The organism is Methylobacterium guangdongense (genome assembly GCF_038442355.1).
Classification (GTDB): domain Bacteria; phylum Pseudomonadota; class Alphaproteobacteria; order Rhizobiales; family Beijerinckiaceae; genus Methylobacterium; species Methylobacterium guangdongense.
On sequence record NZ_JBBXMX010000016.1, the window covers coordinates 85,163 to 109,991 of the forward strand.

General features: G+C 69.6%; 21 protein-coding genes. 15 read left to right on the forward strand and 6 right to left on the reverse strand.

Annotation, left to right across the window (positions count from 1 at the left end; all coding sequences use genetic code 11):
• Nucleotides 1-181: 181 nt before the first annotated feature.
• From AAHG09_RS24180 to AAHG09_RS24225, 10 genes are all read left to right on the forward strand, one after another.
• Nucleotides 182-1,507 (forward strand): MFS transporter, encoded by a 1,326-nt coding sequence (locus tag AAHG09_RS24180; RefSeq protein ID WP_342110060.1) that lies wholly within the window; start codon nt 182-184, stop codon nt 1,505-1,507.
• A gap of 74 nt (nt 1,508-1,581) precedes the next feature.
• On the forward strand, nt 1,582-2,490 hold the full coding sequence (locus tag AAHG09_RS24185) for a DUF1932 domain-containing protein (RefSeq protein ID WP_342110061.1): 909 nt from the start codon (nt 1,582-1,584) through the stop codon (nt 2,488-2,490).
• 36 nt (nt 2,491-2,526) lie between these two features.
• Nucleotides 2,527-3,201 carry an RraA family protein gene (locus AAHG09_RS24190; protein ID WP_342110062.1) on the forward strand — a complete coding sequence of 225 codons (675 nt, stop codon included), beginning with the start codon at nt 2,527-2,529 and terminating at the stop codon, nt 3,199-3,201.
• Nucleotides 3,202-3,329: 128 nt separating this feature from the next.
• Nucleotides 3,330-4,604: an MFS transporter gene (locus AAHG09_RS24195; RefSeq protein ID WP_412760085.1), complete on the forward strand. Its 1,275-nt coding sequence runs from the start codon at nt 3,330-3,332 to the stop codon at nt 4,602-4,604.
• A gap of 34 nt (nt 4,605-4,638) precedes the next feature.
• Entirely contained in the window at nt 4,639-5,559 is a 921-nt protein-coding gene (locus AAHG09_RS24200) for an SMP-30/gluconolactonase/LRE family protein (RefSeq protein WP_342110064.1), read from the forward strand.
• A 13-nt stretch (nt 5,560-5,572) separates the two neighbouring features.
• Nucleotides 5,573-6,514, forward strand: a complete 942-nt coding sequence (locus tag AAHG09_RS24205; RefSeq protein WP_342110065.1) for an amidohydrolase family protein — start codon at nt 5,573-5,575, stop codon at nt 6,512-6,514.
• Nucleotides 6,515-6,965: 451 nt separating this feature from the next.
• Nucleotides 6,966-7,427 carry a hypothetical protein gene (locus AAHG09_RS24210; RefSeq protein ID WP_342110066.1) on the forward strand — a complete coding sequence of 154 codons (462 nt, stop codon included), beginning with the start codon at nt 6,966-6,968 and terminating at the stop codon, nt 7,425-7,427.
• A gap of 392 nt (nt 7,428-7,819) precedes the next feature.
• Nucleotides 7,820-9,631, forward strand: coding sequence for an adenylate/guanylate cyclase domain-containing protein (locus AAHG09_RS24215; RefSeq protein WP_342110067.1), 1,812 nt, complete (start codon nt 7,820-7,822; stop codon nt 9,629-9,631).
• Nucleotides 9,632-9,681: 50 nt separating this feature from the next.
• On the forward strand, nt 9,682-10,491 hold the full coding sequence (locus tag AAHG09_RS24220; RefSeq protein ID WP_342110068.1) for a phosphatase PAP2 family protein: 810 nt from the start codon (nt 9,682-9,684) through the stop codon (nt 10,489-10,491).
• A 49-nt stretch (nt 10,492-10,540) separates the two neighbouring features.
• The gene (locus AAHG09_RS24225; RefSeq protein ID WP_342110069.1) at nt 10,541-11,905 is read left to right on the forward strand and encodes a S8 family serine peptidase; all 1,365 of its coding nucleotides are present in this window, start codon (nt 10,541-10,543) and stop codon (nt 11,903-11,905) included.
• Nucleotides 11,906-11,935: 30 nt separating this feature from the next.
• On the opposite strand, the gene AAHG09_RS24230 is transcribed toward AAHG09_RS24225, so the two are convergent.
• The gene (locus tag AAHG09_RS24230) at nt 11,936-12,640 is read right to left on the reverse strand and encodes a helix-turn-helix transcriptional regulator (protein ID WP_342110070.1); all 705 of its coding nucleotides are present in this window, start codon (nt 12,638-12,640) and stop codon (nt 11,936-11,938) included.
• 364 nt (nt 12,641-13,004) lie between these two features.
• Here AAHG09_RS24230 and AAHG09_RS24235 point away from each other — a divergent pair, with 364 nt between their 5' ends.
• Nucleotides 13,005-13,721 carry a Crp/Fnr family transcriptional regulator gene (locus AAHG09_RS24235; protein WP_342110071.1) on the forward strand — a complete coding sequence of 239 codons (717 nt, stop codon included), beginning with the start codon at nt 13,005-13,007 and terminating at the stop codon, nt 13,719-13,721.
• Between the two features lie 1,045 nt (nt 13,722-14,766).
• The gene (locus AAHG09_RS24240) at nt 14,767-15,021 is read left to right on the forward strand and encodes a GCG_CRPN prefix-to-repeats domain-containing protein (protein ID WP_412760082.1); all 255 of its coding nucleotides are present in this window, start codon (nt 14,767-14,769) and stop codon (nt 15,019-15,021) included.
• Nucleotides 15,022-15,184: 163 nt separating this feature from the next.
• On the opposite strand, the gene AAHG09_RS24245 is transcribed toward AAHG09_RS24240, so the two are convergent.
• From AAHG09_RS24245 to AAHG09_RS24265, 5 genes are all read right to left on the reverse strand, one after another.
• Nucleotides 15,185-15,388: a hypothetical protein gene (locus tag AAHG09_RS24245; RefSeq protein WP_342110073.1), complete on the reverse strand. Its 204-nt coding sequence runs from the start codon at nt 15,386-15,388 to the stop codon at nt 15,185-15,187.
• 142 nt (nt 15,389-15,530) lie between these two features.
• On the reverse strand, nt 15,531-15,905 hold the full coding sequence (locus AAHG09_RS24250) for a hypothetical protein (protein WP_342110074.1): 375 nt from the start codon (nt 15,903-15,905) through the stop codon (nt 15,531-15,533).
• Between the two features lie 82 nt (nt 15,906-15,987).
• The gene (locus tag AAHG09_RS24255) at nt 15,988-16,776 is read right to left on the reverse strand and encodes a YfdX family protein (RefSeq protein ID WP_342110075.1); all 789 of its coding nucleotides are present in this window, start codon (nt 16,774-16,776) and stop codon (nt 15,988-15,990) included.
• A 209-nt stretch (nt 16,777-16,985) separates the two neighbouring features.
• Nucleotides 16,986-18,350: a HAMP domain-containing sensor histidine kinase gene (locus AAHG09_RS24260; RefSeq protein ID WP_342110076.1), complete on the reverse strand. Its 1,365-nt coding sequence runs from the start codon at nt 18,348-18,350 to the stop codon at nt 16,986-16,988.
• On the reverse strand, nt 18,343-19,020 hold the full coding sequence (locus AAHG09_RS24265; protein ID WP_342110077.1) for a response regulator transcription factor: 678 nt from the start codon (nt 19,018-19,020) through the stop codon (nt 18,343-18,345). Before AAHG09_RS24265 ends, AAHG09_RS24260 begins: the two co-directional genes overlap by 8 nt.
• A gap of 569 nt (nt 19,021-19,589) precedes the next feature.
• Between AAHG09_RS24265 and AAHG09_RS24270 the strand changes: the two genes are divergently transcribed.
• From AAHG09_RS24270 to AAHG09_RS24280, 3 genes are read left to right on the forward strand one after another with little or no spacing between them, the layout of a single operon-like run.
• The gene (locus AAHG09_RS24270; protein WP_342110078.1) at nt 19,590-19,787 is read left to right on the forward strand and encodes a polyhydroxyalkanoate synthesis regulator DNA-binding domain-containing protein; all 198 of its coding nucleotides are present in this window, start codon (nt 19,590-19,592) and stop codon (nt 19,785-19,787) included.
• 34 nt (nt 19,788-19,821) lie between these two features.
• A complete protein-coding gene (locus AAHG09_RS24275; protein ID WP_342110079.1) occupies nt 19,822-21,162 on the forward strand; it encodes an efflux RND transporter periplasmic adaptor subunit in 1,341 nt (446 codons plus the stop codon).
• A gap of 8 nt (nt 21,163-21,170) precedes the next feature.
• Nucleotides 21,171-24,362: an efflux RND transporter permease subunit gene (locus tag AAHG09_RS24280; protein ID WP_342110080.1), complete on the forward strand. Its 3,192-nt coding sequence runs from the start codon at nt 21,171-21,173 to the stop codon at nt 24,360-24,362.
• Nucleotides 24,363-24,829 lie beyond the last annotated feature (467 nt).

A 24,829-nucleotide genomic window follows, 5' to 3' on the forward strand; every position in this document is an offset into this window, starting at 1 on the left:
TGCCGTGCGCGCTCTCTTGCGCCGGACCGGTCTCCGCTTCGTCGCAGAGCGCTCGCCCCCTGAACCGTCCGCTCGCTAGGCCGTGATGCCGCCTCGCCGGGGCCATCGTTGACAGCGCCGGCCGTTTGATAGATCAAAAACGAAACGCCGTTTCAAAATTGGCGATTCGGGAGTGGACGTCATGGCGCGCGGGCATCAGGCCCAGGCTCCGGCCCACGGGGTCGACGAGCAGGGCATCCACCGGAAGACGATGCGGCGGATCCTGCCGTTTCTCTTCGTGTGCTACGTGGTGAGCTATCTGGACCGCGTGAATGTCGGCTTCGCCGCGCTCACGATGAACGCCCATATCGGGCTCACCGCGACCGCGTTCGGCATCGGCGCGGGGCTGTTCTTCCTCGGCTATTTCCTCGCCGAGATCCCCAGCAACCTGATCATGATGCGCGTCGGGGCCCGGCTCTGGATCGCCCGGATCATGATCACCTGGGGCCTGGTCTCGGCCGCCACCGCGTTCGTGACCGGCCCGATCCAGTTCGGCATCGCGCGGTTCCTCCTCGGCCTCGGCGAAGCCGGGTTCGTGCCCGGCGTGTTCCTCTACCTCAGCCTGTGGTTCCCCTCCGCGGTGCGGGCGCGGGCGACCTCCCTCTTCCTGCTCGGGATCCCGGTCGCCAACATCATCGGATCGCCGATCTCCGGTGCGCTGGTGCAGGTCGAGGGGTTCGGCCTCGCGGGATGGCAGTGGCTGCTGATCCTCGAAGCCCTCCCGGCGGTGATCCTCGGCGTCATCTGCCTCTTCGTCCTCACCGACCGTCCCGGGGAGGCGCACTGGCTCACGCCCGCCGAGCGGGAGGTCCTCGTCGCCACGCTCGCCGCCGAGAGGGCGGCCATCGAGAAGAAGCACCCGATGACCCTGGCCCAGGCCCTGCGGAACTGGCGGGTCCTGATGCTGGCGGCGATCAACTTCTGCGCGATTGTCGGCTCGCTCGGCATCGGCCTGTGGCTGCCGCAGATGATCAAGCAGCTCGGTCTCGCAAGTTCGGTGGTCGGGTTCGTCGCGGCCATTCCCTATGTCTGCGGCGCCGTGGCGATGGTGGTGTGGGGTCGCCTGTCCGACCGCGGCAGCGACCGCACGATCTATCCGGCTCTGGCCCTGGCGGTCGGTGCCGCCGCCCTGACCGCGAGCGCCCTGACCCCGACGCCGGTGCTGACCATCGTGGCGCTCTGCGTGGCGGTGATGGGCATCAACGCGTACACGGCGACCTTCTGGGCCGTGCCCTCGGGCTTCCTCACCGGACGCGCCGCGGCGGGCGGGATCGCGATGATCGTCTCCATCGGCAACCTCGGGGGCTTCGCCGGCCCATACCTGATCGGTGTGACCCGCGAGATCTCCGGGGGCTTCACCGCTCCGCTGCTGGCGGTGGGCGGCATCCTCCTGCTCGGCGCCCTGATGATGCTGGCCCTGTGGCGGCAGATCCGGCGGGATGCCATCCCGGCCGCGCTTCCGGCCTGACCGCCATCATCCCGCATCGCCCGCCCGGATCGGCGGACCCCGCACATCAGCCCACAGCCCGACAGGAGCACACCATGGCAGACCGCACGCAATTCCGCCTCGGCCTCGTGGGCTATGGCGAGATCGGCAGCACGCTCGGCGCGGGCCTGCGCGGCGCCGGACTCGCATCGATCGCCTGCTACGACAAATACGCGTTCGCGGGTCCCTACGCGGACCTGATCCAGGACCGGGCCGAGAAGGCCGGTGTCACGCTCGTGCGCTCGAACGGCGAGCTCGCCGAGGCCGCCGACCTCATCGTCAGCGTCACCCCCGGCGCCGCCTCGCTGGACAGCGCCGACGCCTTCGCGCCGGTGCTGACGAGCCGCCACACCTTCCTCGACTTCGCCTCGGCCACGCCGAAGATCAAGCAGGGGGTCGCCCGCAAGCTCGAAGCGACCGGCGCGCTGCTCGGCGACGGCTCGATCGAGGGCACGCCGCTGCACGGATATTCCATGCGGATGCTGTCGAGCGGCCCGGCCGGCGAGCGGGTGTGCGATCTCCTGGTGCCGTGGGGCATGCAGATCGCGTTCACCGGCCCGGTGCTCGGCACCGCCTCGGGGATCAAGATCATCCGCTCGGTCCTGATCAAGGGGATCGAGGCGCTCACCGACGAGATGCTGCTCGCCGCCCGGCAATACGGGATCGACGAGGTCGTCCTCGCCTCGGCGTCCAAGACCCTCGCCCGGCCGTGGATGGATACGGTGCAGAGCCTGACCCCGTCGGGGGTGATCCACGCCAAGCGCCGGGCCGAGGAGTTGGAGATGTCGGCCGACGCCGTCGCGGATGCCGGGGTCGAGCCGATCATGGCCCGCGCCGTCGCCCAGCGCCTGCGCTGGAAGGACAGCCTCGGCCTGAAGGACCACTTTAAGGGCGTCGTCCCCCGGACCTACCAGGAGGCCCTCGACGCCATGGCGCTCAAGGCCGGCCTCAAGCCGATCGCCTGACGCCGCATCGCGCTCCGCATCGAAGGACGAACACCCATGGCCATCGGTTTCAAGATCCACCCCCGCGCCCGCACGGTCGAGCCCGCCACCGTCGACAAGTTCAAGGCCATCGCGGTCGCCAACATCAGCGATTCCATGAACCGCATGGGCCACGGCGGCCCCCGGCTCAGGCCGCTCCATGCCGGCGGCGTGATGGCGGGCGTCGCCCTCACCGTCCGGACGCGGCCCGGCGACAACCTGATGGTGCATGCCGCCCTCAACCGCGCGAAGGCCGGCGACGTCCTCGTCGTCGATGCCGGCGGCGACCTGACCAACGCGATCGTCGGCGAGCTCATGCTGTCGCACGCGCAGCAGGTCGGCGTGGCCGGCGTCGTCGTGAATGGCGCCGTGCGCGATTACGGCTGGATCCGCTCCGGGGCCTTCCCGGTCTACGCCGCCGGCGTCACCCACCGCGGCCCCTACAAGAACGGGCCGGGCGAGGTGAACGCCACCATCGCCATCGACGGCATGGTGATCGAGCCCGGCGATCTCATCGTCGGCGACGACGACGGCTTCGTCTGCGTGCCCTTCGACCAGGCCGAGGCGGTCTTCGCCGCGGCCGACGCGAAGCAGCAGGGCGAGGCGAAGACCATGGCGGCCATCCAGGCCGGCACCGTGGACCGCTCCTGGGTCGAGCGCGCCCTCGCGGAGGCGGGCTGCGAGGGGGTCTGATCCCACGGCAGGGCCGCACCACCAGGGCTCAAGGGCGCGGGACGTCACGCGAGCCACATCTCACAGGACGGGGAGGTTGGGACGTGAGCGTTTCCGAGGACACCAAGCATCCGCTCGAAGCGGCGACCATGCGCCGGGTCATCGTCCGGCTCGTCCCGTTCCTGATGCTTTGCTACTTCTGCGCCCTGCTCGACCGGGTGAACGTGGGCTTCGCCGCCCTGCAGATGAACAAGGACCTCGGGCTCACCCCCGCGATGTTCGGCTTCGGGGCGAGCCTGTTCTTCGTCGCGTACTTTCTGGTCGAGGTGCCGAGCAACCTCGCCCTGCAGAAGGTCGGCGCCCGGCGCTGGATCGCCCGGATCATGATCACCTGGGGCTTCGTCACCATGGGCATGGCCCTCGTGACCGGTCCCCATTCCCTCTACGGGATGCGCTTCATCCTCGGGGCGGCCGAGGCCGGGTTCTTCCCCGGCGCGATCCTCTACCTGACCTACTGGCTGCCGGGCGCATACCGGGCGCGGATCATGGCGACCTTCACGGTCTCGATCCCGCTCGCGACCTTCCTCGGCTCGCCCCTCTCGGTCCTGCTCCTCGAACTCGACGGCGCCCTCGGCCTCAGGGGCTGGCAGTGGCTGTTCGTGCTGGAGGGGCTGCCGACCGTCTGCCTCGGCATCGCCTGCCTGTTCGTCCTGACCGACCGGCCCCGCGACGCGCGCTGGCTCGGCGACGACCAGCGCGCCTGGCTCATCGGGCGCCTCGACGATGAAGCCGCGCGGCGTAAGCCGATCGGCCACATCTCCCTGTGGCAGCTCGCCCGCAATAAGTACTTCCTGGCCATGGCGCTCGTCTGCTCCGGGGCCTCGGCGACGGGCAGCGTCCTGTCGGTCTGGCAGCCGCAGATGATCAAGGCATTCGGGCTGACCAATCTCCAGGCCGGCTTCGTCAACGCGATCCCCTACGGCATCGCCACGGTGCTGATGGTGGTCTGGGGCCGCCATTCCGACCGCCACAGCGAGCGGCGCTGGCACACGGCGATCCCGCTGCTGCTCGCCGCCTTCGGCCTGTCGTATCTGAACCTGACCGGCGGGATCGCCACCGCCGTCGTCGCGGTCTCCTTCGCCCTCGTGGGCGCCTATGCCTTCAAGGGGCCGTTCTGGGCGCTCTCGGCCGGCTGGCTGTCGCCGGGGACGCTCGCGGCCGGTCTCGCCGGGATCAACGCCATCTCGAACCTGATCGGCGGCGGCCTGATGGTGAACGTGGTCGGCCTCGTGAGGGACGCCACCGGCAGCTTCCCCCTCGGCATGCTCCCCGTCGCCGCCCTCGACGCCGCCGCGGCGCTCAGCGTGATCCTGATCAGCCGCGCCCATGCCCGCGAGACGCAAGGGGCGGCGCTGCCCGCCTGAGCCGCCGCCCGCGATCGAACCCCGAGGCTCCGCGATGTCGTTCTTCGCTCCCCCGCCGACCGTGACGGCCGAACTGTTCACGCGCCTGCCCGACCGCTTCCGCAAGGCCCGGCCGACCGCCTGGGCGGACGCCAACCGGGGCGGCCACGCGATCGACTCGTTCCTCGAAGGCCCCGTCTTCGACCGGGCCGGGCGGCTCTACGTCACCGACATCCCCTTCGGCCGGATCTTCCGCATCGATCGGGCCGGGTCGTGGGAGCTCGTCGCCGAATACGATGGCTGGCCGAACGGGATGAAGATCCACCAGGACGGGCGGATCTTCATCACCTGCTACAAGCGCGGCCTGATGCGCCTCGACCCCGCCACGGGGGCGGTGACGCCGTTTCTGGAGACCGCGGGCTCGGAGGGCTTCCGGGGCGTCAACGACCTCACCTTCGCGGCGAACGGCGATCTCTACTTCACCGATCAGGGCCAGACCGGGCTGCAGGACCCGACCGGCCGGGTCTACCGCCTGCGCCCCTCCGGCGAGCTGACCTGCCTCGTCGACACGGTGCCGAGCCCGAACGGCATCGTCATCGACGACACCATGGGCAGCCTGTTCGTGGCCGTGACCCGGGCCCAGCAGATCTGGCGCATCCCCCTGAACGCCAGCGGCCTCGTCGCCAAGGTCGGTGTGTTCGCGCAGCTGCACGGCGGTCTCGGCGGCCCGGACGGCATCGCGCTCGATGCCGAGGGCTGCCTGATCGTCGCCCATACCGGGTTCGGGTCGATCTGGCGTCTGTCCCCCGTCGCCGAGCCGCTGCTGCGGGTGAAATCCCCCGCCGGCATCTCGACCACGAACGTCGCCTATGGCGGCCCCGACGGGGCGACCCTGTTCATCACCGAATCCCAGACCGGCAGCATCCTCACAGTTCGGATGCCGGCTGCCGGCCAGACCCTCTTCTCGCATCACTGACCGGACCGGACGGATGACCCCCTCGACGACCCGCCGCCACCACCTCGCGACCCTGATGGCCGGCGCGGCCCTCGCCGCCGGTCTGCGACCGGCCGCGGCGCAGACCGTGCCCTGGTCCTCGGGCACGGAACGGCCGACCCTCACCGTGCCGCCGGACGCCACCGACTGTCACCACCACATCTACGATGCGCGCTTCCCGGCCGCGCCCGGCGCCACCCTCCGCCCGCCGGATGCGAGCGTCGCCGATTATCGCCTCCTGATGCGCCGCCTCGGCATCACCCGGCATGTCGTGGTGCAGCCCTCGACCTACGGCACCGACAACAGCCTCCTCGTCGAGTCCGTGAAGGCTTTCGGGCCGACCGCCCGGGGGATCGCGATGCTCGATGCCGCGGTGACGCCCGACGCGCTGAAGCGCCTCGACGCGGCCGGGATCCGCGGCGTGCGGTTCGGGACGCGCCTGCCCGGCGGCGCGCCGATCACCGACATGGTCCCGGTCGCCCGCAAGATCGCCGATCTCGGCTGGCACATCCAGCTCGTCTCGGACGGCGACAAGATCGTGGAGCTGTCCGACACCCTGAAGGGCATGCCGGTGCCGGTGGTGTTCGACCATATGGGCCACCTGCCGGAGCCCGCCGGGCCCGATCATCCGGGCTTCCGGGTCATCGCCGAGTTGATCGACAAGCACGGTGCCTGGGTCAAGCTCACCGGCGCCTACATCGCCTCGAAGGTCGGGCCGCCGACCTACGCGGACCGCGGCCGCCTCGCCCGCGCCTACGTGGCGCTCGCCCCCGAGCGCCTCGTGTGGGGTACCGACTGGCCGCATCCGACCGCGCCGGCCGACGCCAAGCCGGACGATGCGCAATTGCTGGACCTGCTGGCCGACTGGGTGCCCGACGCCGGGATGCGGACGCGGATCCTGGTCGACAATCCCGCGGGGCTCTACGGCTTCACCTGAACGAAGGTCGCCGTCTGCCGGTCAGGACCAGTATCCACCGCTGTAGTGTCCCCGAGGATGACAACTTTCGCACGATACGGGATTGGGGTGTGCAACCGGACGAGACGCGTCGGACAGAGCGTAGATCCTTCGCGTTCGAACCTCTTGCCCCCTCGTGAGAACCCATGCGGAAACAGTCTCTGATCCTGACCGCGACGGTGACACCGCATGTCGATATGCGAACTCTACGAGTCACGAGCCCTAACGACCGGCTCGGCCAGTATTGCGATGCCTTCAAAGCCCTTGTCGCATCGGGCGCGACCGAGGCCCTCGAGACGATCTATCTGTGCGAGAACAGCGGCAACGACATGAAGGCCTTCCAGCGCATGCTGCGCGCTGCCATGTCGAGTTCGTCAGGATCCCGCCCGACGCCTCGAACGACTTCTTCGGCCGCGGCTACTCGGAGATGCTGTTGATCGACGAGGGTCTCCGGCATCCGCGTGCCGCCGACGAGATGCGGCGTGGGCACCTGTTCTGGAAGCTCACGGGCCGTTACCGCATCGCCAATCTCGAGAAGATCCTCCGGTACGATTATTCGGATCTGGATCTCGTCATCAACATCCGTCGACTGCCGAAGAAATGGTCGGATCTCTACCTCTACGGATTCGACCATGCGGCCTGGACGAAGCTGATCGCGAACATCGATCGCTTCAAGGAGACCGGCGAGGAAACGATCACCGAGCGGACCATGTACTTCGTCATCGAGACGCTCATGCGGGAGCGGTCTCTCCGCATCGCGACGCGCCTCCCCTTCGAACCCCATATCGTCGGCATCCGGGGCTGGGATAACCGCGAATACGATTCCGGCGTGCAGCGCCTCAAGCGGCATGTCCGCCAGGCGCTCCGCGTGATCGCGCCTGGTTTGCACGTCTGAGATCGCGAACGTCTCCACTCCGTCGGCGGCGCTTCCATCGGCCAGGCTCGCGCCGAAGCGCTCTCGTCCCTGGCTATGCAGCCAGCGGCACGCCCACGATCGAGCCAGGATGCGCGCGAAAGGCTGTATCACTCAAGGCATTCGATACTAAACTGTATCGGACGCCATAAAACGACAGACCATGGGCGGCTTCGAAGCATCGCGGCTGCATCGCAAATTGATGCTGATCATCGAGCGACGATCCTGAACGATTATTCGTCTGCCGTGCAATGCATAAAGTACTAATCATTTCACGGAAAGTATGTTCGTCGTATTGGCGTCCTGGGCGGTTTTGAGTATGATATAATCATCTGTATATGTGAGCCCTGCTTCTTCGGGATCGCGCGCGACGAATGGCCGACGAGGACCCACGGATGGCAGACGAGGGCGCGCTGGCCGGCCCGGTCGACAAGATCGTCCGGAGCACGCTCGCGATCCTGGCGGCCGACGTGGTGGGCTACGCGCGCCTGACCGAGATCGCCGAGGAGGATACGCATACGCGGCTCCAGGCCCTCCGGGTGCGCACCATCGACCCCTGCGTGGTCAGTTTCCGCGGTCATATCGTCAAGAACACCGGCGACGGCCTGATCGCGTCCTTCGATTCCCCCCTGGATGCCGTCGAATGCGCGATTCAGCTGCAGGGCGAAGTCACCTCAACCGAACGGATTCAGCCGGGCGAGCGCAAGATCAGGTTCCGGATCGGCGTCAACGTCGCCTCCACGATCATCGATTCGGGGGATGTGTTCGGCCGGGGCGTCAACATCGCGGCGCGCCTGCAGGAGATCGCGCCGCCGGACGGCATCATCATCTCCAAGCCGGTCTTCGACACGATCGCATCGCGGGCGCGGATCAACGTGGTCGATCTCGGTCCGACCCACCTCAAGAACATGGCCGTACCGGTGCGGGCCTATCTGGTCCACGGCGACCCGCCCGAATCCAGTACGACCCCGCGCCCGTTGCGCCGGCTGAAAGCCAAGGTCCCGTCGATCGCGGTGCTCCCCTTCCGCACGGAGGGCCGCAAGGGCGGCTCCGGCTATATCGGCATGGGGCTGGCGAACGATCTGATCGTGGCGCTGCAGAGCGTGCGCGGGCTGCTGGTCATCGCGCGCAGTTCGACGCTGCCCTACCAGGGCCGGAACATCGACCGCAGGCGCGTCAGCCGGGACCTCGGCGTGCGCTACGTGTTGAGCGGATCGGTGGCGGCCAGCGCGGACAAGCTCAGGATCAGCGCCAGCCTGGTCGATCAGGAGACGGGCGCGGTGATCTGGGCCGACCGCTACGACGGATCGCGGGTCGACATCTTCGATCTGCAGAGCCGCATCGCCACCCGCATCCTGTGGAGCATCGCCCCCCATGTCCGCGAAGCCGAGCTGAAGCGGGCGCTGCGCAAGCGATCCGACAATCGGAACGCCTACGAGCTCGTGCTCCAGGCGGTCGACGCCATGTATCTCATGCGCAGCCCCGAATTTCCGAAGGCGCGCGAACTGCTCCAGGGCGCGATGCTGGCGGATGACGGCTACGCGACGTCCTTCGCGTATGCCGCGCTCTGGCACATCCACAACATGGCGCAGGGCTGGGCCGCGGACGTGGGTGCCGAGGCCGAGGAGGCGACACGCCTCGCGATGGCGGCCGTCGAGCGCGATCCGGCCGACGGCTTCGCGCTGGCGGTCTACGGTCATACGCAGGCGTTGTTCTTCCGCGCATACGACAAGGCGATGCTGATCTTCGAGCGTGCGCTCGAAGCGTCGCCCGGCAACGCGATGGCCTGGACGCTCAGCAGCGGTGTTCACGGCTATGTCGGGCAGGGCGATGCGGCCGTCTCGCGGGCCGAGCAAGGTCTGCGCCTGTCCCCCGTCGATGTGCAAGCCTATTTCTATCTCATGTTTCTGGCGCAGGCTCATTATCTGAAAGGACAGTATGAAGAGGCCCTGGTTTGGTCGCAAAAGGCGTTTCTTCTCAATCCGAGATTATGCGCAACGTTGCGGATCCTGGCGGCGACACTGGTGTCTCTGGATCGAATTTCTGAAGCAAAGCTGGTTGCCCGAGAAATTCAATCGATCCAGCCGGATTTTCGGCTGAAAGCTTATTCTACACGGTGTCCGTTCTCAAAAAATTTGCTAGAGAGCTTTATCGACAAGTTGGAGCGGGCTGGATTGCCGCAATAATGGCCCCAGCCGGCCCCAAGCTGACCGAATGTCAAATCGGGGAGCGTGCGATGGGCGGCAACTGGATCGACGCCGTGGGCGGCAACGGCGCGAGCCCGATGGGCGGCAACTGGGCCGACTCGGCAGGCGCGTCCGGTCCCCAGGTCTTCGCGATGCGCACGGACCATCCGCTCGCAGAGATCCCGGTCCCCGCGAACCTGGCCGCGACCTTCCGGGCCTCCGACTGGGATCCCGATCTCCTCGCCCTCACCATCCTGCCGCAGTTCATGAAGGCGAAGGTGGGCACCAAGACCTGGGAGACGGCGACCACCCTGCCGGCGCCGGCCGCCATCACCCAGCCGATGATCGACGATATGCTGATCCTGGCGATCACGGAGCGGCCGGACGCACTCGGCGAGATCGTCCAGCAGAACCAGAATTTTCAGGTCTGCTGGCTGCAGCTGCTGAACGTCGGCAGGACGTCGCATCCGCACACCTACCTGCTGATGAAGCTGATCGCCCGGTGCGGCGAGCTGGCCATGATGATGCTGAAGCGGCGCAACCCGGCACGCCCGCGTCCGTCCCAGGTGTGCCCGATGCTGTATCCGCCGGTCCCGGTGCCCGGCCACGCCTCCTATCCCGCCGGGCACGCGCTGATCGGCAGCCTGACCTCCGCCTGCTTGGCGGAGCTCGTCCCCGCCCACGCCCAGGCTCTGGAGGTGCTGGCTGCCCGGGTCGGCTTCAACCGCGTCCTGGCGGGCCTGCACTTCCGCCAGGACGTCGATGTCGGCCTGGATGTGGGCCGGCAGCTCAAGCCCTTCGTCCAGCAGTGCCGGCTCTACAAGGACACGCTGGCGGCCGCGCAGGCGGAGTGGGCCTGAACCGCCGCCCGCGCGCGGCAGGCTTTTCCGGCGCAACAGGGAGGCGCCCGTGGTACGCAAGAGTCCGCAATCCGCGTTCCGGCGCGTGCTCTGGGAGAGGCCCCGCGACCCCGCCCTGATCGGGGCCGCCGAGCGTGTCGCCGCGGGCGAGCCGCCCCATGAGCGGCTCGGCGCGCACCGGGTCCCCGAGGGGGTGCGGCTGCACCATCCGTTCGGGGCGGTCCCGATCGGCGGCGGGGCGGGGGCACGCGAGATCGCACCCGTGACCTTCGACCTGCGCCGCGCGGACCGGTTTCTGGTCCGCGCCACCATTCCGGTGCCGGCCTCCGGCGAGATCCCCGCCGAACTCGACGGCGGCGCGATCTATTCCGACGCCGAGATCGGCACGACCCTGACCTGCGGCAGCAGCCGCGCTGTCGGAACCTCAGTCGACGTGCAGGCGCGGCTCGGGACCGACGTGCTCGCCCGGAACGGCCTGGACGGGACGGGGGTCGCGATCGCCATCGTGGATGGCGGCATCGCCCTGGCGCGGCTCGGCGCACGGCTCGGCACGCCGCCGCGTCTCGACGCCGGCCAGTCCTGGTCGCCGCCGACCCGGGTCTCCGTGCCGGGCCTGCACCGGGTCGGGCACGGGACGATGTGCGCCTACGACGCGCTGATCGCGGCCCCGAGGGCGACCCTGCTCGACATCCCGGCGCTCGGTGCCCGCGCGGCCGGTGATCACGGGGCGGCCGGAACGATCGGGGCCGCCATCCAGGCCTACTGGTTCCTGATCACCCGCTGGGTGCTCTCGGGACCGCCCGCCGGCCTCCGGGCCCTCGTGGTCAGCAACAGCTGGGGCATCTACCACCCGAGCCTCGACTTTCCGGAGGGGCATCCGGGCCGCTACGTCGACAACCCGGATCATCCGTTCCGCGCCTATGTCCGCGCCCTGACGCTGGCCGGCATCGACGTGGTGTTCGCGGGCTCGAATTGCGGGCCCGAATGCCCCGCCGCGCCGTGCCTCCAGCGGGTGCAGGGGGCGATCATGGGGGCCAACACCTATCCGGAGGTGTTGACCCTCGCCGCCTGCACGGTCGCGGGCGAGCGGCTCGGGTATTCCGCGACCGGGCCGTCGATCGCCGGCATGATGCCGCGGAAGCCGGACCTGATGGCCTACAGCCACTTCCTGGGCTCGCAGAGCCGGACTCGGTCCACGCCGGATGGCGGAACCTCGGCGGCCTGCGCGGTCGCGGCCGGCTGCGTCGCGGCACTCCGCACGCGCGCGACGCCGGCCCCCACATCCGCCGCCGCGATGGTGCAGGCCCTGCGCGCGACCGCCCTGCAATCCGGCCCCCCGGGGTGGAACGCCGAACGCGGCTACGGCATCCTGCAGCCCGTCGACGCCGGCCGCAGTCTCGGGCTCATCCCGTGAGGCGGGGTTCGCCCGGCGCCCGGGGCAGCCTCAGCCCAGGATGGGCCGCGGGCAGAGCAGCAGGAGGCGGACCAGGGCGGCCTGACGGCGCGTGTCGGTCTTGTCGAACAGGCTGCGCAGGTGGGCGCGGGCCGTGTTCAGCGTGATCCCCCGGCGGATCGCGCAGGCCGCCAGGTCGTTTCCGGCCAGCAGATCGAGGGCGAACGCAGCCTCGGTCGACGTGAACCCGAACTGTGCCCGCAGGGCATGCGCGCTCGGCAGGGGGGCCGTCGCGGGGTTGATCAGGCGCAGGAGCACGAACGTCTCCGAATGCCCCCCCTCGGGCGGAAGCGCGCTCGCGGCGATCAGCAGGGTCGCGGTCTCGAAGACGAGCCGACTGGAGATCTCGCAGCCCCGCGACACGCAGTCGGTGAGGATCCTGTGGAGCTCCATGCCGGCGCTGCGTTCGTGCGCCCGTACGATGCCATCCGTCAGGACGAGATGGTCGCCGTTGACCATCCGTCTCGCTGCCGCATTGAGGAACAGGACGCGCCCGCGCCGGTCGACGATGGCCAAGCCCTCGTCCAGCTGCTCGACGAAGCGGCGGAGGGCCCCGTCGACGGTGGCCGGGAACGCGGCGGGGCACCGATGGTCCCCGGTCGGGTCGCCGCGATAGGGGAGAGGGCGGCCGGCATCCCGGAACCCGGCCGGTGACGCATCGCGGGAGACGGGGTTTCGGTGTTCGGCCACTCGCATCTGACCCTCTCCTCAGGCTCGGGATGAGGAACCTCCGGAGTGCTTACCCTAGCGGTGGTCGGCGCCCGGAACGTGTGACGGCCCTCACACGGCCGAGTGGACGGCACCGCCGCAGCGCGGGCAGCTGTTCGCGGCCTGTACGCGACGGCTTGATATCGTTTTACAGCATTCGCACACTGCGTTACCAATCGTAGGGCGATCGGCGGCTTTGAATACGGCAGCGTTCGCCGGCGGTATCTATCGGGTGCGTTGAAACATGCGTCAATCCGGGAGGGATCGATCGCCGTCGCGCCGCGACAGGGCATGCCGCAGCGGGCGAGGGGATCCGCAGATCACCGCCGGATCGCGATCGTGAGCGCGCGCCATGCGGTCCGATAAGGTCGGCTCGGCGCTCGACAAGCGGGCCGTGCTGGCGCGGCACAACCTGTTCCACGAAGCCCCGCCGCGCGTCATCGAGCGCCTCGCGCTCCGGGCCCAGCCCCTCACGTTCCGCTCCGGTCAACGCATCTTCCGGCGCGGCGACGAGAGCCACGGGCTGCTCGCGGTCGTGAGCGGCTACGTCCGGATCTCGGCGGCCGGTCCGGACGACCGATCGGAGCTCGTGATGAATCTGATCGGCCCGGACGAGGTCTTCGGCGAGATCGCCCTGCTCGATGACGGCCCCCGGACGGCCGACGCCTTCGCGGCCACCCGCTGCCTGCTGCTGCGACTGGAGCGGCGCGATCTGATGCCCCTGCTCGACGAATTTCCGATCCTCGCCGTCCGGCTGCTCGCGATTTTGAGCGGGCGCTTGCGGCGGACCAGCCAGCAGCTGTCGGACCATGCCTTCGTCTGCGCGGAGCAGCGTCTGGCCAAGGCGCTGATCACGCTGGCCGGCGGCGCGGAGCGCGACGGCATCCGGGTGCTGACCACGCAGCGTGAACTCGGCCACATGATCGGCCTCTCGCGCGAGGGGACCAACCGGCAACTCTCGGCGTGGCAACGCAAGGGCTACATCGCGCTCGCGCCCGGGGCCTGCACGATCTGCAACCACCAAGCCCTGCGGACCATCGCGGAGGGTCTGGTGGCCGGCACGGTCTGATGCGCCTTGACGTTCGCGACAGAACGCGACCTGCCCCCTCTCCCGAGTGGGCTGCCGAACCCACACTTCGGGTTTGGAATCGTCGTCAGGTCGACGGTTATGGCGATTCAGATTCCCCGCGCGCCCACCCTCCCCCCCTCTGCGGGGGAGGGTGGCCCCTGCGAAGCAGGGGTCGGGTCGGGACGAAGTCCCGCAAGGGGGGAACCCGGGTTCAGAATGTGTCTCGGCCCTTATGACGGCCAAGTGCTGTGTTCTGCAGCGTCGCTCCCCTCTCCCGACCCGCTTCGGGGGCCACCCTCCCCCGCAGAGGGGGAGGGGAGCCGCGGACCCGTTCATCGCCTTTCCGATAGAAGAAGTGCGAACATCGCAGTCCGCTCAGGAGAGGGGACCTGCGCTTGAGGCGACTCACGCACGGCGGCCACCGTCGGCGCAGCGGGCCTCCGATCGTACCCTGTGCGCATGAAAATGCCCGCACCGGCGAACCGGGCGGGCGAAGGTGGATCCGCGCTTCGGGGGGTTGCGGATCGATGGTTGCTTTTACCGTGAACGCCCGGATTCAACAGAGCGTGGTCGAGCCCGCCGCTGTCGCAGGCTTGGCCGCAGGTTCGTACTGGTATTGGCGGGCCGTTCGCCTCCCGCCGAATCCAAGCGCGTCGTGCGGCGCGCGCGCGGGCGTCTCACGGCCTCGCCCTGGCCGTCTCCGCCATCGGCGCGGCCGCCCATGACGGCACGGATGTGCGTCGTCCGGGAAGACGCGAAGGCCGGACGTCCGCATCTCCTCCGGTTCTCCCTGTGGTTCCGGCCGCAGGATGAGCGTTGTTCGAAGTCGACGGGCGACCTCCGCAAGGTCGCGGCTCCGTCCCGGAAGGCGCCGATCCTGGACCTGTGCTTCGGCGCACGCACTCTTTCGTGAAGAAACGCTTTCTGGGGTGCGGCTGTTTCATGCCGGTTCCTGGCCCGGAGCGGGAAACCGACGGGATCCGGTCGGACTTGTCTTGGGACGAGGCCAGGTTCGAAGACCTCATGGTTTGAAAGGAGGACGACAATGCGAATGAAACTTGCAGGCGCGGCACTCCTCGCGCTCGGCACGCTCACCGCGTCCGTGGGGACGGCCGAGGCCGCCCAGGGCTGCGGGCCCGGTTTCCACCGGGGCTACTACGGCTGGTGCAGGCCCAACTGGCGGCCCTATGCCTATCGCCCGGTCTACTATGCCCGGCCGGTGGTCTATGGCTGGCACCGTCCCTGGGGCTGGCATCACCATTGGGGCTGGCGCCGGGCCGCTTGGCACTACGGGTGGTGAATACGAGGGCCGGCGTTCCGATGCCGGCCACTGAACGCCGTCCAATCGCGGCGCAACGCGCGCCAGCCGTCCAGTCCGCTGAGGATCCGCTCGAGAAAAGGCCAGGGCAGCGCTTGAGCGCGGGTGCCCTGGCTATCGCCGTTCGTCGCGCCGGCTGACGCCGTCACTTCCTGTTGGTGATCAGGCTGTCGACGTTCTTGTTGGCTTCCTTGTTTTCCTTCCTCTGACTGGTGACCTGATTCTTGGTGTCCTTCATCGACATCTCGTCGCGCTTGCCTTGCGGCATCTCGTGCGGCGCAGCCATGGCGGGGACGGCGGTCAGAAGAAAGGCCGAGCACAGGGCGGCGCTCACCGTTGTCTTGAGCATGATCAACCTCCATTGATTTGGCCTGGCACGAAGTCTTGATGCGATCTCCCGTTCCTCGTTGATCGATCACGAATATGGCATTGTCTTCGGGACGCCCAAGAACACTGCGCTCATCGCGGCGGACTGGTCCCGAGGCCCGATCTCATCGGGGACGCGTGCCCTTGGAGGGGTGCCACGAAGGCTGCATCGGCAGGTCGTCGCTGCCGAGCTGGAGGCAGGTCAGCAGCGCCACGTAGGACGGCGCGCCGCCGATCTCGCTCTCCTCCCGGCAGATCCGGCGTTCCCGTGCTCCGAAGACGCGCCATCGCGTCTGTAGGGTGCGCCGCGCCGCGCGTTCGTTGGACAAGCAGCCGCGGTAGCTCGCCCGGTCGACCGGACCGGGCCCCGCGTCGTGCTCCAGCGTGCACACCGCGTGGATATCGAAGTTCGGGAGCCTGCCGGCCCACGCAGGGGCCGGCATTGATCCGCAGACGAGCAGGCCCAGCGTGAGCCGGGCGCCGGAGCTGATCCTGATCATCTCTGCCTCGTCGTCGGGGTCGCGGCGCCCGTCATTCCGCGGGGCTGGCCGGGCCTGAGCCCGGCCGCCGGGCCGCCGCGGCTTACTTGCCGGCCTTGGTGCTCGTGGCCGTGCCGGTGGCCTGCGGGGACGCGGTATTGCCGGCCGTGGCCTTGCCCGTCTGCGGCAGGGCGACCGCGTCGATCACGTCGAAGCGCATCCCGTCCTGCGCCGACTTCAGGGCCGCGTTCGCCTCGTAATACTTGCCCTGCCCGATCAGCGTCGCCGCCTGATTGACGTCGGCGATGGTCTTGTCGAGCGGCAGCACCGCCATCGTGAAGTTCACGTCGACATGGGCGAGCTTGAGCTTCTCGATCGCCCCCTTCTGGTCGCCCTTGGCGAGGTTCTTGTTCGCCTCGGTCACCGCCGAGGCCTTCTCGGGTGTGGCCACGAAGTCGTCGCCGAGCGTCAGCTGCGCGTCGACCGGAACCCAGGCGACCTGATCCTTGGAGGCGGGCTTGGCAGCGGTCGTCGCCGGCTGCGCCTTCGTGGATGCGGTCATGCCCGTGTGGCCGGCCATATCGGCGGGTGTCTTCAATTCGGCCTCGGCCTTGGTGAACACGGCGTCGTCGGTCTTCGCCTTCGTGAAGGCGGCCTGCGTCTTGCCGATCAGATCCTTGGCCTGCGCGGGATCCGCCTCGAAGATGGCGAGCCGCGTGAGCTGGAGGTCACGGAACGCCTGTGCGCCGTCCTTCGACAGCTTGCCCACGTCCTTGTCGACCGCCGTCTGCTGCGTGGCGGGCTGCTGGGCGGCCTGCTCGGCGGCGAAGGCGGTTCCCCCGAGGATGGTGGTCAGCACGAGCGCCGCGGCCATGGATGTGCGATAAGCCATTTGTCGATCTCCATCTGAGCGCTTGGGCCAAGACCTTTGTCTGTATCGGTCCCGTCCTTCGCATGTTCAGATAATATTCATCGGCTTTGTTGGTCGCGTGTCCATTGGATTAAAATTCGGCCATGTGGGCCGGGATCGCTGCGGGTGCATGCCGGCACGCCCCATCACGGTCGCGCGACTTGATCGCCGCGACCGTGATGGGACGCGCCTCAGCCGTTCGTCGCGACGGGGAAGGACAGGTCGAAGCGGCAGCCGCCGGTCGCGGCCGGGTGGACGCTCACGGTCGCGTCGTGGAGCTTGGCGATGGCGGCCACGAGGCTCAGCCCGAGGCCGTTGCCCTGGGTCTGGCGGGCGATTTCCGAGCGGTAGAAGCGCTGGAAGATCTTGCCGCGCTCCGTCGCGGGCAGGCCCGGGCCCGTATCCTCGACGGTGAGGCTGACCGTGCCGCCCAAGCGGGTGAGGCGCACGCTCACGGCACCCCCCTGCGGCGTGAACTTCAACGCGTTGTCGAGGAGGTTCGACAGGGCCTCGAAGCAGAGGTCGCGGTCGCCCTGGATGGCGGGGAGGCCGGCCGCGACCGCGAGGGTGAGGCGCACGTCCTTCTCCTCGGCCGAGGGCTCGAAGAGATCCACCGCCGCCGCGGCCACCTCGCCGAGATCGATCGGCGCGAAGGCGGTCCGGCGGCCCTCTTCCATCGCACCGAGCCGCAGCACCGCGGTGACCATGGCGAGCGTCTGATCGATCCAGGCCAGTCCCTGGTCGATCGTCTCGTGGAACTCCTCCACCGTCCTGGCCTGCGTCCGGCTGCGTTCCAGCCGGGCGCGCAGGCGGGTCAGCGGCGTGCGCAGGTCGTGGGCGACCGCGTCGCCGACGCTGCGGACCTCGCCCATCAGGTGCTCGATCTCGTCGAGCATCCGGTTCACGTTCGCGGCCAGCCGGTCGAATTCGTCGCCCCGGTTGCCGACCGGCAGGCGCCGGCGCAGGTCGCCGCGCATCACTTCGGCCAAGGCCGCCTCGGTGGCGGCCAGCCGTCGGCGACCCCGTCGCGCCAGCAGCAGGCCGCCGAGGCCCGACAGGGCCAGCGTCGGCACGAGGCCGAGGCCGAGCGCCCGCAGGGTCGTCACCCGCACGCGGTCGATCTCGTCGGAATCGTGGGCGATCACCACGGTGCTGCCGTCGGGCAGGGGCAGGGCGGCCGCCCAGATCTCGTCGTCGAGCCGGCGCCAGGCGACCTGCACGACGGCACTCACGCGGTAGGCGTCCCCGTCGCGGGGGAGGTGCTTGGGCATCGCGTCGAGATTGCCGGCCCGGAGCGCCCCATCGGGACCGAACAGGCCGCCGTAGTGATTGGCGTGCGGGTCCATGGCGGTCCAGGTGTCGACCCGCAGGACCGCCGAGGCGGGATCTGCGACGACGGCGCGGACTTCGAGCCGCAGCGTCTCGGCCAGTTCCTCGCGGAGGTAGGCGGCCGTCTGCCAGTAGATGAAGGCGAACATCGTCAGCGCCAGCAGCACCGACCAAAGGGCGATCCCGAGCGCCCAGCGTACGGTTGTGGAGCGCAGGAGATCAGGCATCGGGCGTGAAGGTGAAGCCGAGGCCGCGCACGTTCTGGATCAGGGGCGGCTCGCCATGGGCCTCGAGCTTGCGGCGCAGGCGCCCGAGATGGACGTCGATCAGGTTCGACTTGGGGGTGAACCGGTAGTTCCAGACCTCCTCGAACAGCATCGCCCGGGTGACGATCTGGCCGGGCGCGCGCATCAGATAGGCGAGGAGCTTGAGTTCGCGCGGCAGCAATGCGAGGTCGCGCGTCCCGCGCCGGCCGGTCCCGGATATCAGGTCGATCTCCAGGCTGCCGACCCGCAGCAGCGTCTCGCGGCTGTCCACCGGGCGCCGGAGCAGCGCCTCGATCCGTGCGGCGAGTTCCCCGAGCGCGAAGGGCTTGGCGAGGTAGTCGTCCCCGCCCGCCCGCAGGCCGCGGATCCGCTCATCCACGTCGCCGAGGGCGCTGAGGACCAGAGCCGGCGTCCGATCCCCGTCCCGGCGGAGGTCCTGGAGGACGCCGAGCCCATCCTGGCCGGGCAGCATCCGGTCGACGATGATCGCCCCCCAGGCGCCCTCCCGGGCCGCCCGCGCGCCCTCGGGCCCGGTCGCCGCCCAGGTTACCACGTGGCCGCGCCCGCGCAGATCGGCGAGCACGACGCCTGCCGTCTCCGCATCATCCTCGATCAGCAGCACCCGCGCCACGCCCGCACCCCTGGCTGAAGTCCCTATGCCTTAACTCAGCCGGGCGATCCCGTGCCGACGCAACAATGAACCCGAATTTAGTGGCGCCCCATCGGCTTCGCCCAACTTATTAGAATGACTCTAGCGCGTACCGGCGCCGGTTTCACGGCCCGCTTTGTCTCACCGGATCGCCTTCATGCCGACCCCGCCCCGCAGAATGCGTGCGACCCGATGGGCTCGCGTTGCGGATCTCTGCATCGCCGTCCGCGGGGAGAGGCAGAGCCCTCTGCATCCCTCCGTCGCGCCTTCGCAGGATTGGAAAGTCGCAGCTCGTGTCGCTGCAGCAGGATGGGGCGTGGGTCCCCTCTCCCGTGCGGGAGAGGGACAGGGTGAGGGTCGAGAACTGTCAGAACGAAGTGCGCCCTGTCGGCGGTCTGCCGGCGTGCTCGATCCTGAAGCTTCTCATCCCTCACCCCAACCCTCTCCCGCACGGGAGAGGGGGCCTGTCGCGCTCTGCCGTAGGCTTCGTTGGCCAACCTCGAAGCCGAGCCGTCATCGCCCGGCCCGCCGCCATCCCGCGGGCTTCACGCATGCCTAGGAAGAAGCGCCCCCGGCGTCTCATCAACCGGTACGCCCGAACCCGTCTCTACGACGTGGAGACGCGGAGCTACGTCTCGGTGGATCGGCTGAAGGAACTCCGCAGCGAGGGCTACGAGGTGGTGGTCCGCGAGGTCGAGACCGGGCGCTTCGTGAGCGACGAGGTGCTGCGTCCGGGGTTCGACGCATGAGCCCGTCCCTCTCCGGCGATCGGTGCGCACGCCGATGACGCTGAACGCGGAGACACATCCCCGCGCCACGGAAACCGAAGCCGTCGAGCCGGAGAGTTCGGACGACGCGGTGACCGCGCCGCCCGCCCCGGTCGCGCCGCGCCGCCGCGGCGTCCGCGTGCTCCTCCTGCTGGTCCTGGCGGGCCTCGCTGCGGCGGGCTGGTTCGAGCGCGCGCCCATCCTGTCCGCCCTCGGCTTCGCACCGCTCGCGCCGAGCACACCGGCGGCGGAGACCGACAAGGCCGACGCCGCGCCGGCCGATCCCGACCGCGTCACCCTCGACGCGGCCGGGCAGAAGCGGATCGACCTCGCCTTCGGGACGGCGGAGACCCGCCGGATCGTCCTGCCGGTGCGCGTCCCCGGCACCGTCGCCTTCGACGAGCGGCGGGTGACGCACCTCAAGCCCCGCACCCAGGGCCGGGTGCTGAGCCTCGCGGTCCAGCCCGGCGACCGGGTCCAGGCCGGCGAGACCCTGGTAACCCTCGACGCCGCCGGTCTCCTCGACGCCCGCAACGGCTACCTCGCCGCACAGGCGACCCTCGGCGAGGCGAGGGCCTCCGAGGCGGTCGCCGCGCTGCAGCTCAAGCGTGGCATCGAGCAGCTCAAGTTCGGCGGCGTCGCCCAGGCCGAGGTGGAGCGCCGGCAGGTCGATCTCGCCAAGGCTCAGGCGGCGGTGAAATCGGCCGAGGCCAACACCGAGATGTACCGGGCGCAATACCAGCGCCTCGCCCCGACCGAGGGCGGCGCCCCCGGAACCAGCGCGGTCGTGACCCCGATCGCCGGGGTCGTGACCAGCGTCGGCGTGACCCTGGGCGAGGTGGTGGACACCACCCGCGACGCCGTCACGGTCGCCGATCCGACGCGCATCGTCGTGCTGGCCAGCCTCTACGGGCCCGATATCGGGCGGGTGAAGGCCGGCGATGCCGCCACCGTGGAGAACCCGATTCCGGGTCAGGCCGCCCTCGACGGCCATGTCCGCTCGGTCAACGCCGCCCTGGATCCGGGCACCAACACGGCCCCCGCCCGGATCGAGCTCGAGAACCCGGGCGACCTGCTGCGGGCCAACATGTTCGTGTCGGTGATGATCGCGGCGGATCTCGGCCGCGACGGCGTCACCGTGCCGGCGGCCTCGGTGCAGCAGACCGAGCAGGGGCCGATCGCCTTCGTGCGGGTGGCCGAGGACCGGTTCGAGCGGCGCGCCCTTCAGCTCGGGATCCAGCGCTCCGACTGGGTCGAGGTGCGCAGCGGCGTCGCGGCCGGGGACACCGTGGCGACGAAGGGCAGCTTCGGGCTCAAGGCGATCCTGCTGCGCAGCCTGCTCGGCTCGACGGATTGAGGCCTCCGATGCGGTCGTGGTTCGCCCTCCTAGTCCGCCGCCGGTTCCTGGTGCTGATGATCGCCCTCGCGGCGGCGGCGGGGGGCGTGGCCAATCTCGAAGGCCTGTCGATCGACGCGGTGCCCGACATCTCGCCCAAGCAGGTGATGATCCTGACCCTGTCGCCGGGCCTGGGTCCGCTGGAGGTCGAGCGCCTCGTCACCTTCCCGGTGGAGAACGCCATGGCGGGGGCGCCGGGCCTGACCGGGATCCGCTCGACGTCGCGGGCCGGCGTCTCGGCGGTCTACGTCACCTTCGCGGACGGCGTGCCGATCACGGAGGCGCGCAGTCAGGTGTTCCAGCGCCTGCCGGCCGCCAAGGGCATGATGCCGGCGGGCGTCGGCGACCCGCAGATGGGCCCGATGGCGACGGGCCTCGGCGAGATCTACCAGTTCGAGCTGCGCGGGCCCGCCTACACGCCGATGCAGCTCCGCCGCACCCTGCAATGGACGATCGCGCCGAAGCTGAAGCTGACGCCGGGCATCGTCGACGTGAACATCTACGGCGGCCAGATGCCGACCTACGAGGTCCGGGTCTCGGCCGACGCCTTGCGCCGCTACGGCGTGAGCCTCGCCCAGGTCTTCACCGCGCTCGCCGACAACAACGCGGCCAGGGGCGGCGCCTATATCGCGCACAACGACCAGCAGGAGGTGATCCGCGGCCTCGGCCTCGCCAAGGGGCCGGACGACATCGCCAACATCGTGGTCGCCACCGGTCCGGGCGGCGTGCCGGTGACCATGGCGACCCTGGGCCAGGTGGTCGAGGCCCCCAAGGTCCGGCTCGGGGCCGTGACGCACGATGCCGAGGGCGAGACGGTCGTCGGCATCGCGCTGATGCAGTACGGCGACAATGCCAGCGCGGTGGTGGGCGGGGTCAAGAAGACCATCGAGGATCTTCGCCCGCAACTGCCGCCGGGCATGGAGATCGTGCCCTATTACGACCGCAGCGCGCTCGTGGACCGCACGATCCACACCGTGGAGCACAACCTCCTCGAAGGTGCGGTCCTCGTCATCGTGGTCCTGCTGCTGCTGCTGGGCAACCTCCGGGCCGGCCTGATCGTGGCGGCCGCGATCCCCCTCGCGATGCTGATGGCGTTTGCCGGCATGCGGCTGCTCGGCCTCTCGGGCAACCTGATGAGCCTCGGCGCCATCGATTTCGGCCTGATCGTCGACGGCGCGGTGGTGATGGTCGAGAACGTCCTGCGCGCCCGCGGCGAGCACCCGGACCGTCCGCCCCAGGACCTGATCCGGGACGCCGCCGCCGAGGTGGCCAAGCCCGTGATGTTCGCGGTGGCGATCATCATCCTGGTCTACGTGCCGATCCTCGCGCTGGAGGGCGTGGCCGGCAAGATGTTCGTGCCGATGGCGCTGACCGTCATCCTGGCGCTTTCGGGCTCGCTCGTCGTCACCATGACGCTGATGCCGGCGCTCGCCGCGATCTTCCTCGCCGGCCGGGGCGTCGGCGAGCGCGAGACGCGCCTCGTGCACTGGCTGCGCGCCGCCTACACGCCGCTGCTGAAGGCCGCCGAGCGGCACGCCCTCACGACCGTGCTGGCGACGCTCGCCCTGTTCGCCGGCTCCTGCGTGCTGGCGACGCGCCTCGGCGGCGAGTTCCTGCCGAAGCTGTCGGAGGGCTCGATCGTCGTCACCTCCGAGAAGCTGCCGGGCATCGATCTCTCCGCCTCGCTCGCCACGGTGACCCGCATCGAGCAGGTGCTGAAGTCGTTCCCGGAGGTGAAGCGCGTCGTCTCGCTCACCGGCAGCGCCGAGATCCCGACCGACCCGATGGGCGTCGAATCGACCGACAGCTTCATCACCCTCACCGATCCCGACACGTGGAAGACCGCCGACACGCAGGAGGGCCTCGTGGCGGCCTTCGACAAGCGCCTCAAGGAGGAGGTGCCGGGGGTGGCCTACGCCTTCTCCCAGCCGATCCAGATGCGCATGGACGACCTGCTGGAGGGCGTGCGCGGCGACGTGGCCATCAGCCTCTACGGCGACGACCTGAAGACCCTCAAGGACACGGCCGACGCCATCGTGCGCACGGTCTCGGGGGTCGATGGGGCGGCCGACGTGAAGGCCGAGGCGCAGGCCGGCATGCCGGCGCTCACGATCCAGGTCGACCGCGCCAAGGCGGCCCGCTACGGCATCAACGTCTCGGACGTGCTCGACATGGTCGAGAGCATCGGCGGCCGCACCAGCGGCGTCGTCTACGGCGACGACAATTCGATCACCGAGATCGTGGTGCGGCTCGATCCCGCCGACCGCAGCGACATCGAGCGGATCCGCGCCCTGCCGGTCGGCCGGTCCGGCACCGGCGATCCCGGCCGGGAGGCGGGCAGCCGCATGATGGTGCCGCTGTCGATGGTCGCCAGCGTGGACGTGGCCTCCGGCCCCGCGCAGATCAGCCGCGAGCGCCTGCAGCGGCGGATCTCCGTGCAGGCGAATGTCCGTGGCCGCGACGTCCAGAGCTTCGTGGACGCCGCCAAGGCCGCCGTCGACCAGCAGGTGAAGCTGCCGCCGCGCTACTCGCTGGTCTGGAGCGGGCAGTTCCAGAACCTGCAGGAGGCGACCGCCCGGCTCACCGTGGTGGTGCCCGCCGCGCTCGCGGCGATCCTGCTGCTGCTGGTGATGATGTTCGGCGACATCCGCCTCGCCGGGCTGATCTTCCTCAACGTGCCCATGGCGGCCACCGGCGGCATCCTGGCACTGACGCTGCGCGACATGCCGTTCTCGATCTCGGCGGCGATCGGCTTCATCGCGACCTTCGGCATCGCGATCCTGAACGGCGTCGTGCTGACGAGCTACATCCGCGACCTTGAGGGGGCCGGCCTCGATCCCCGGGCGGCGGCGACGCAGGCGGCCGAGATGCGGCTGCGCCCGGTGATGATGACGGCCCTGGTGGCGGCCCTGGGCTTCCTGCCGATGGCGCTGTCCACCAGCGCGGGGGCCGAGGTGCAGCGGCCGCTCGCCACCGTGGTGATCGGCGGGCTGATCTCGGCGACCCTGCTCACCCTCGTGGTGCTGCCGGCCGTCTATCCGTGGGTGGCGGGCCTGCGCCTGGGTCGGTCGAAGGCGGACCGCACGGCGGCAGCGGCCCGGTCTCGGCCAAGCGGGACGGACCCGGCTGCGCCGCGTGCGGGGCGCCGAACAGTCCCTTGAGGTAGCCGTAATAGATCGGCTGCGTCCGGCGCAGTTCCGCGCGGGTGAAGGGCTCGCGGGCCAGCCGGCCGTGCAGGAAGGCGCTCGCCGTCATGGCGAAGAATTCACCCGGATTGCTCAGCAGGTAGGCGTCGGCGGGATAGAAGTGCCCGGCCTTCGCGCGCCTGTAGAAGGTCAGGATATCCGGGTTGTCCCGGCCGCCGGGCAGGCGCCGGAAGTGATAGACATGCATGTATTCGTGCAGCAGCACCGGGCGGTCGTCCTTCGGGTCATCGACCGCGATGGTCACGCTGTCGCCGCCGCTGTAGTGGCTGCCCGCGTCGGGGCCCGATTGCACCACCGGGAAGCCGCGCAGGAAGTCCTTGATGCCGGGGTCGAGGTGCGTCGCCTCCACCAGATCGACCTGATGCTCGGCCGCCTGCCGCAGCCGGCCGATCTCCGCATTCGGGACGTCCCGGGCCATCTCG

What these genes read in the sequence shown, in the direction of transcription:
- AAHG09_RS24180 (WP_342110060.1), top strand. Translation starts at nt 182, where the DNA reads ATGGCGCGCGGGCATCAGGCCCAGGCTCCGGCCCACGGGGTCGACGAG.
- AAHG09_RS24185 (WP_342110061.1), top strand. Translation starts at nt 1,582, where the DNA reads ATGGCAGACCGCACGCAATTCCGCCTCGGCCTCGTGGGCTATGGCGAG.
- AAHG09_RS24190 (WP_342110062.1), top strand. Translation starts at nt 2,527, where the DNA reads ATGGCCATCGGTTTCAAGATCCACCCCCGCGCCCGCACGGTCGAGCCC.
- AAHG09_RS24195 (WP_412760085.1), top strand. Translation starts at nt 3,330, where the DNA reads ATGCGCCGGGTCATCGTCCGGCTCGTCCCGTTCCTGATGCTTTGCTAC.
- AAHG09_RS24200 (WP_342110064.1), top strand. Translation starts at nt 4,639, where the DNA reads ATGTCGTTCTTCGCTCCCCCGCCGACCGTGACGGCCGAACTGTTCACG.
- AAHG09_RS24205 (WP_342110065.1), top strand. Translation starts at nt 5,573, where the DNA reads ATGACCCCCTCGACGACCCGCCGCCACCACCTCGCGACCCTGATGGCC.
- AAHG09_RS24215 (WP_342110067.1), top strand. Translation starts at nt 7,820, where the DNA reads ATGGCCGACGAGGACCCACGGATGGCAGACGAGGGCGCGCTGGCCGGC.
- AAHG09_RS24220 (WP_342110068.1), top strand. Translation starts at nt 9,682, where the DNA reads ATGGGCGGCAACTGGATCGACGCCGTGGGCGGCAACGGCGCGAGCCCG.
- AAHG09_RS24230 (WP_342110070.1), bottom strand. Translation starts at nt 12,640, where the DNA reads ATGCGAGTGGCCGAACACCGAAACCCCGTCTCCCGCGATGCGTCACCG.
- AAHG09_RS24235 (WP_342110071.1), top strand. Translation starts at nt 13,005, where the DNA reads ATGCGGTCCGATAAGGTCGGCTCGGCGCTCGACAAGCGGGCCGTGCTG.
- AAHG09_RS24240 (WP_412760082.1), top strand. Translation starts at nt 14,767, where the DNA reads ATGCGAATGAAACTTGCAGGCGCGGCACTCCTCGCGCTCGGCACGCTC.
- AAHG09_RS24245 (WP_342110073.1), bottom strand. Translation starts at nt 15,388, where the DNA reads ATGCTCAAGACAACGGTGAGCGCCGCCCTGTGCTCGGCCTTTCTTCTG.
- AAHG09_RS24250 (WP_342110074.1), bottom strand. Translation starts at nt 15,905, where the DNA reads ATGATCAGGATCAGCTCCGGCGCCCGGCTCACGCTGGGCCTGCTCGTC.
- AAHG09_RS24255 (WP_342110075.1), bottom strand. Translation starts at nt 16,776, where the DNA reads ATGGCTTATCGCACATCCATGGCCGCGGCGCTCGTGCTGACCACCATC.
- AAHG09_RS24260 (WP_342110076.1), bottom strand. Translation starts at nt 18,350, where the DNA reads ATGCCTGATCTCCTGCGCTCCACAACCGTACGCTGGGCGCTCGGGATC.
- AAHG09_RS24270 (WP_342110078.1), top strand. Translation starts at nt 19,590, where the DNA reads ATGCCTAGGAAGAAGCGCCCCCGGCGTCTCATCAACCGGTACGCCCGA.
- AAHG09_RS24275 (WP_342110079.1), top strand. Translation starts at nt 19,822, where the DNA reads ATGACGCTGAACGCGGAGACACATCCCCGCGCCACGGAAACCGAAGCC.
- AAHG09_RS24280 (WP_342110080.1), top strand. Translation starts at nt 21,171, where the DNA reads ATGCGGTCGTGGTTCGCCCTCCTAGTCCGCCGCCGGTTCCTGGTGCTG.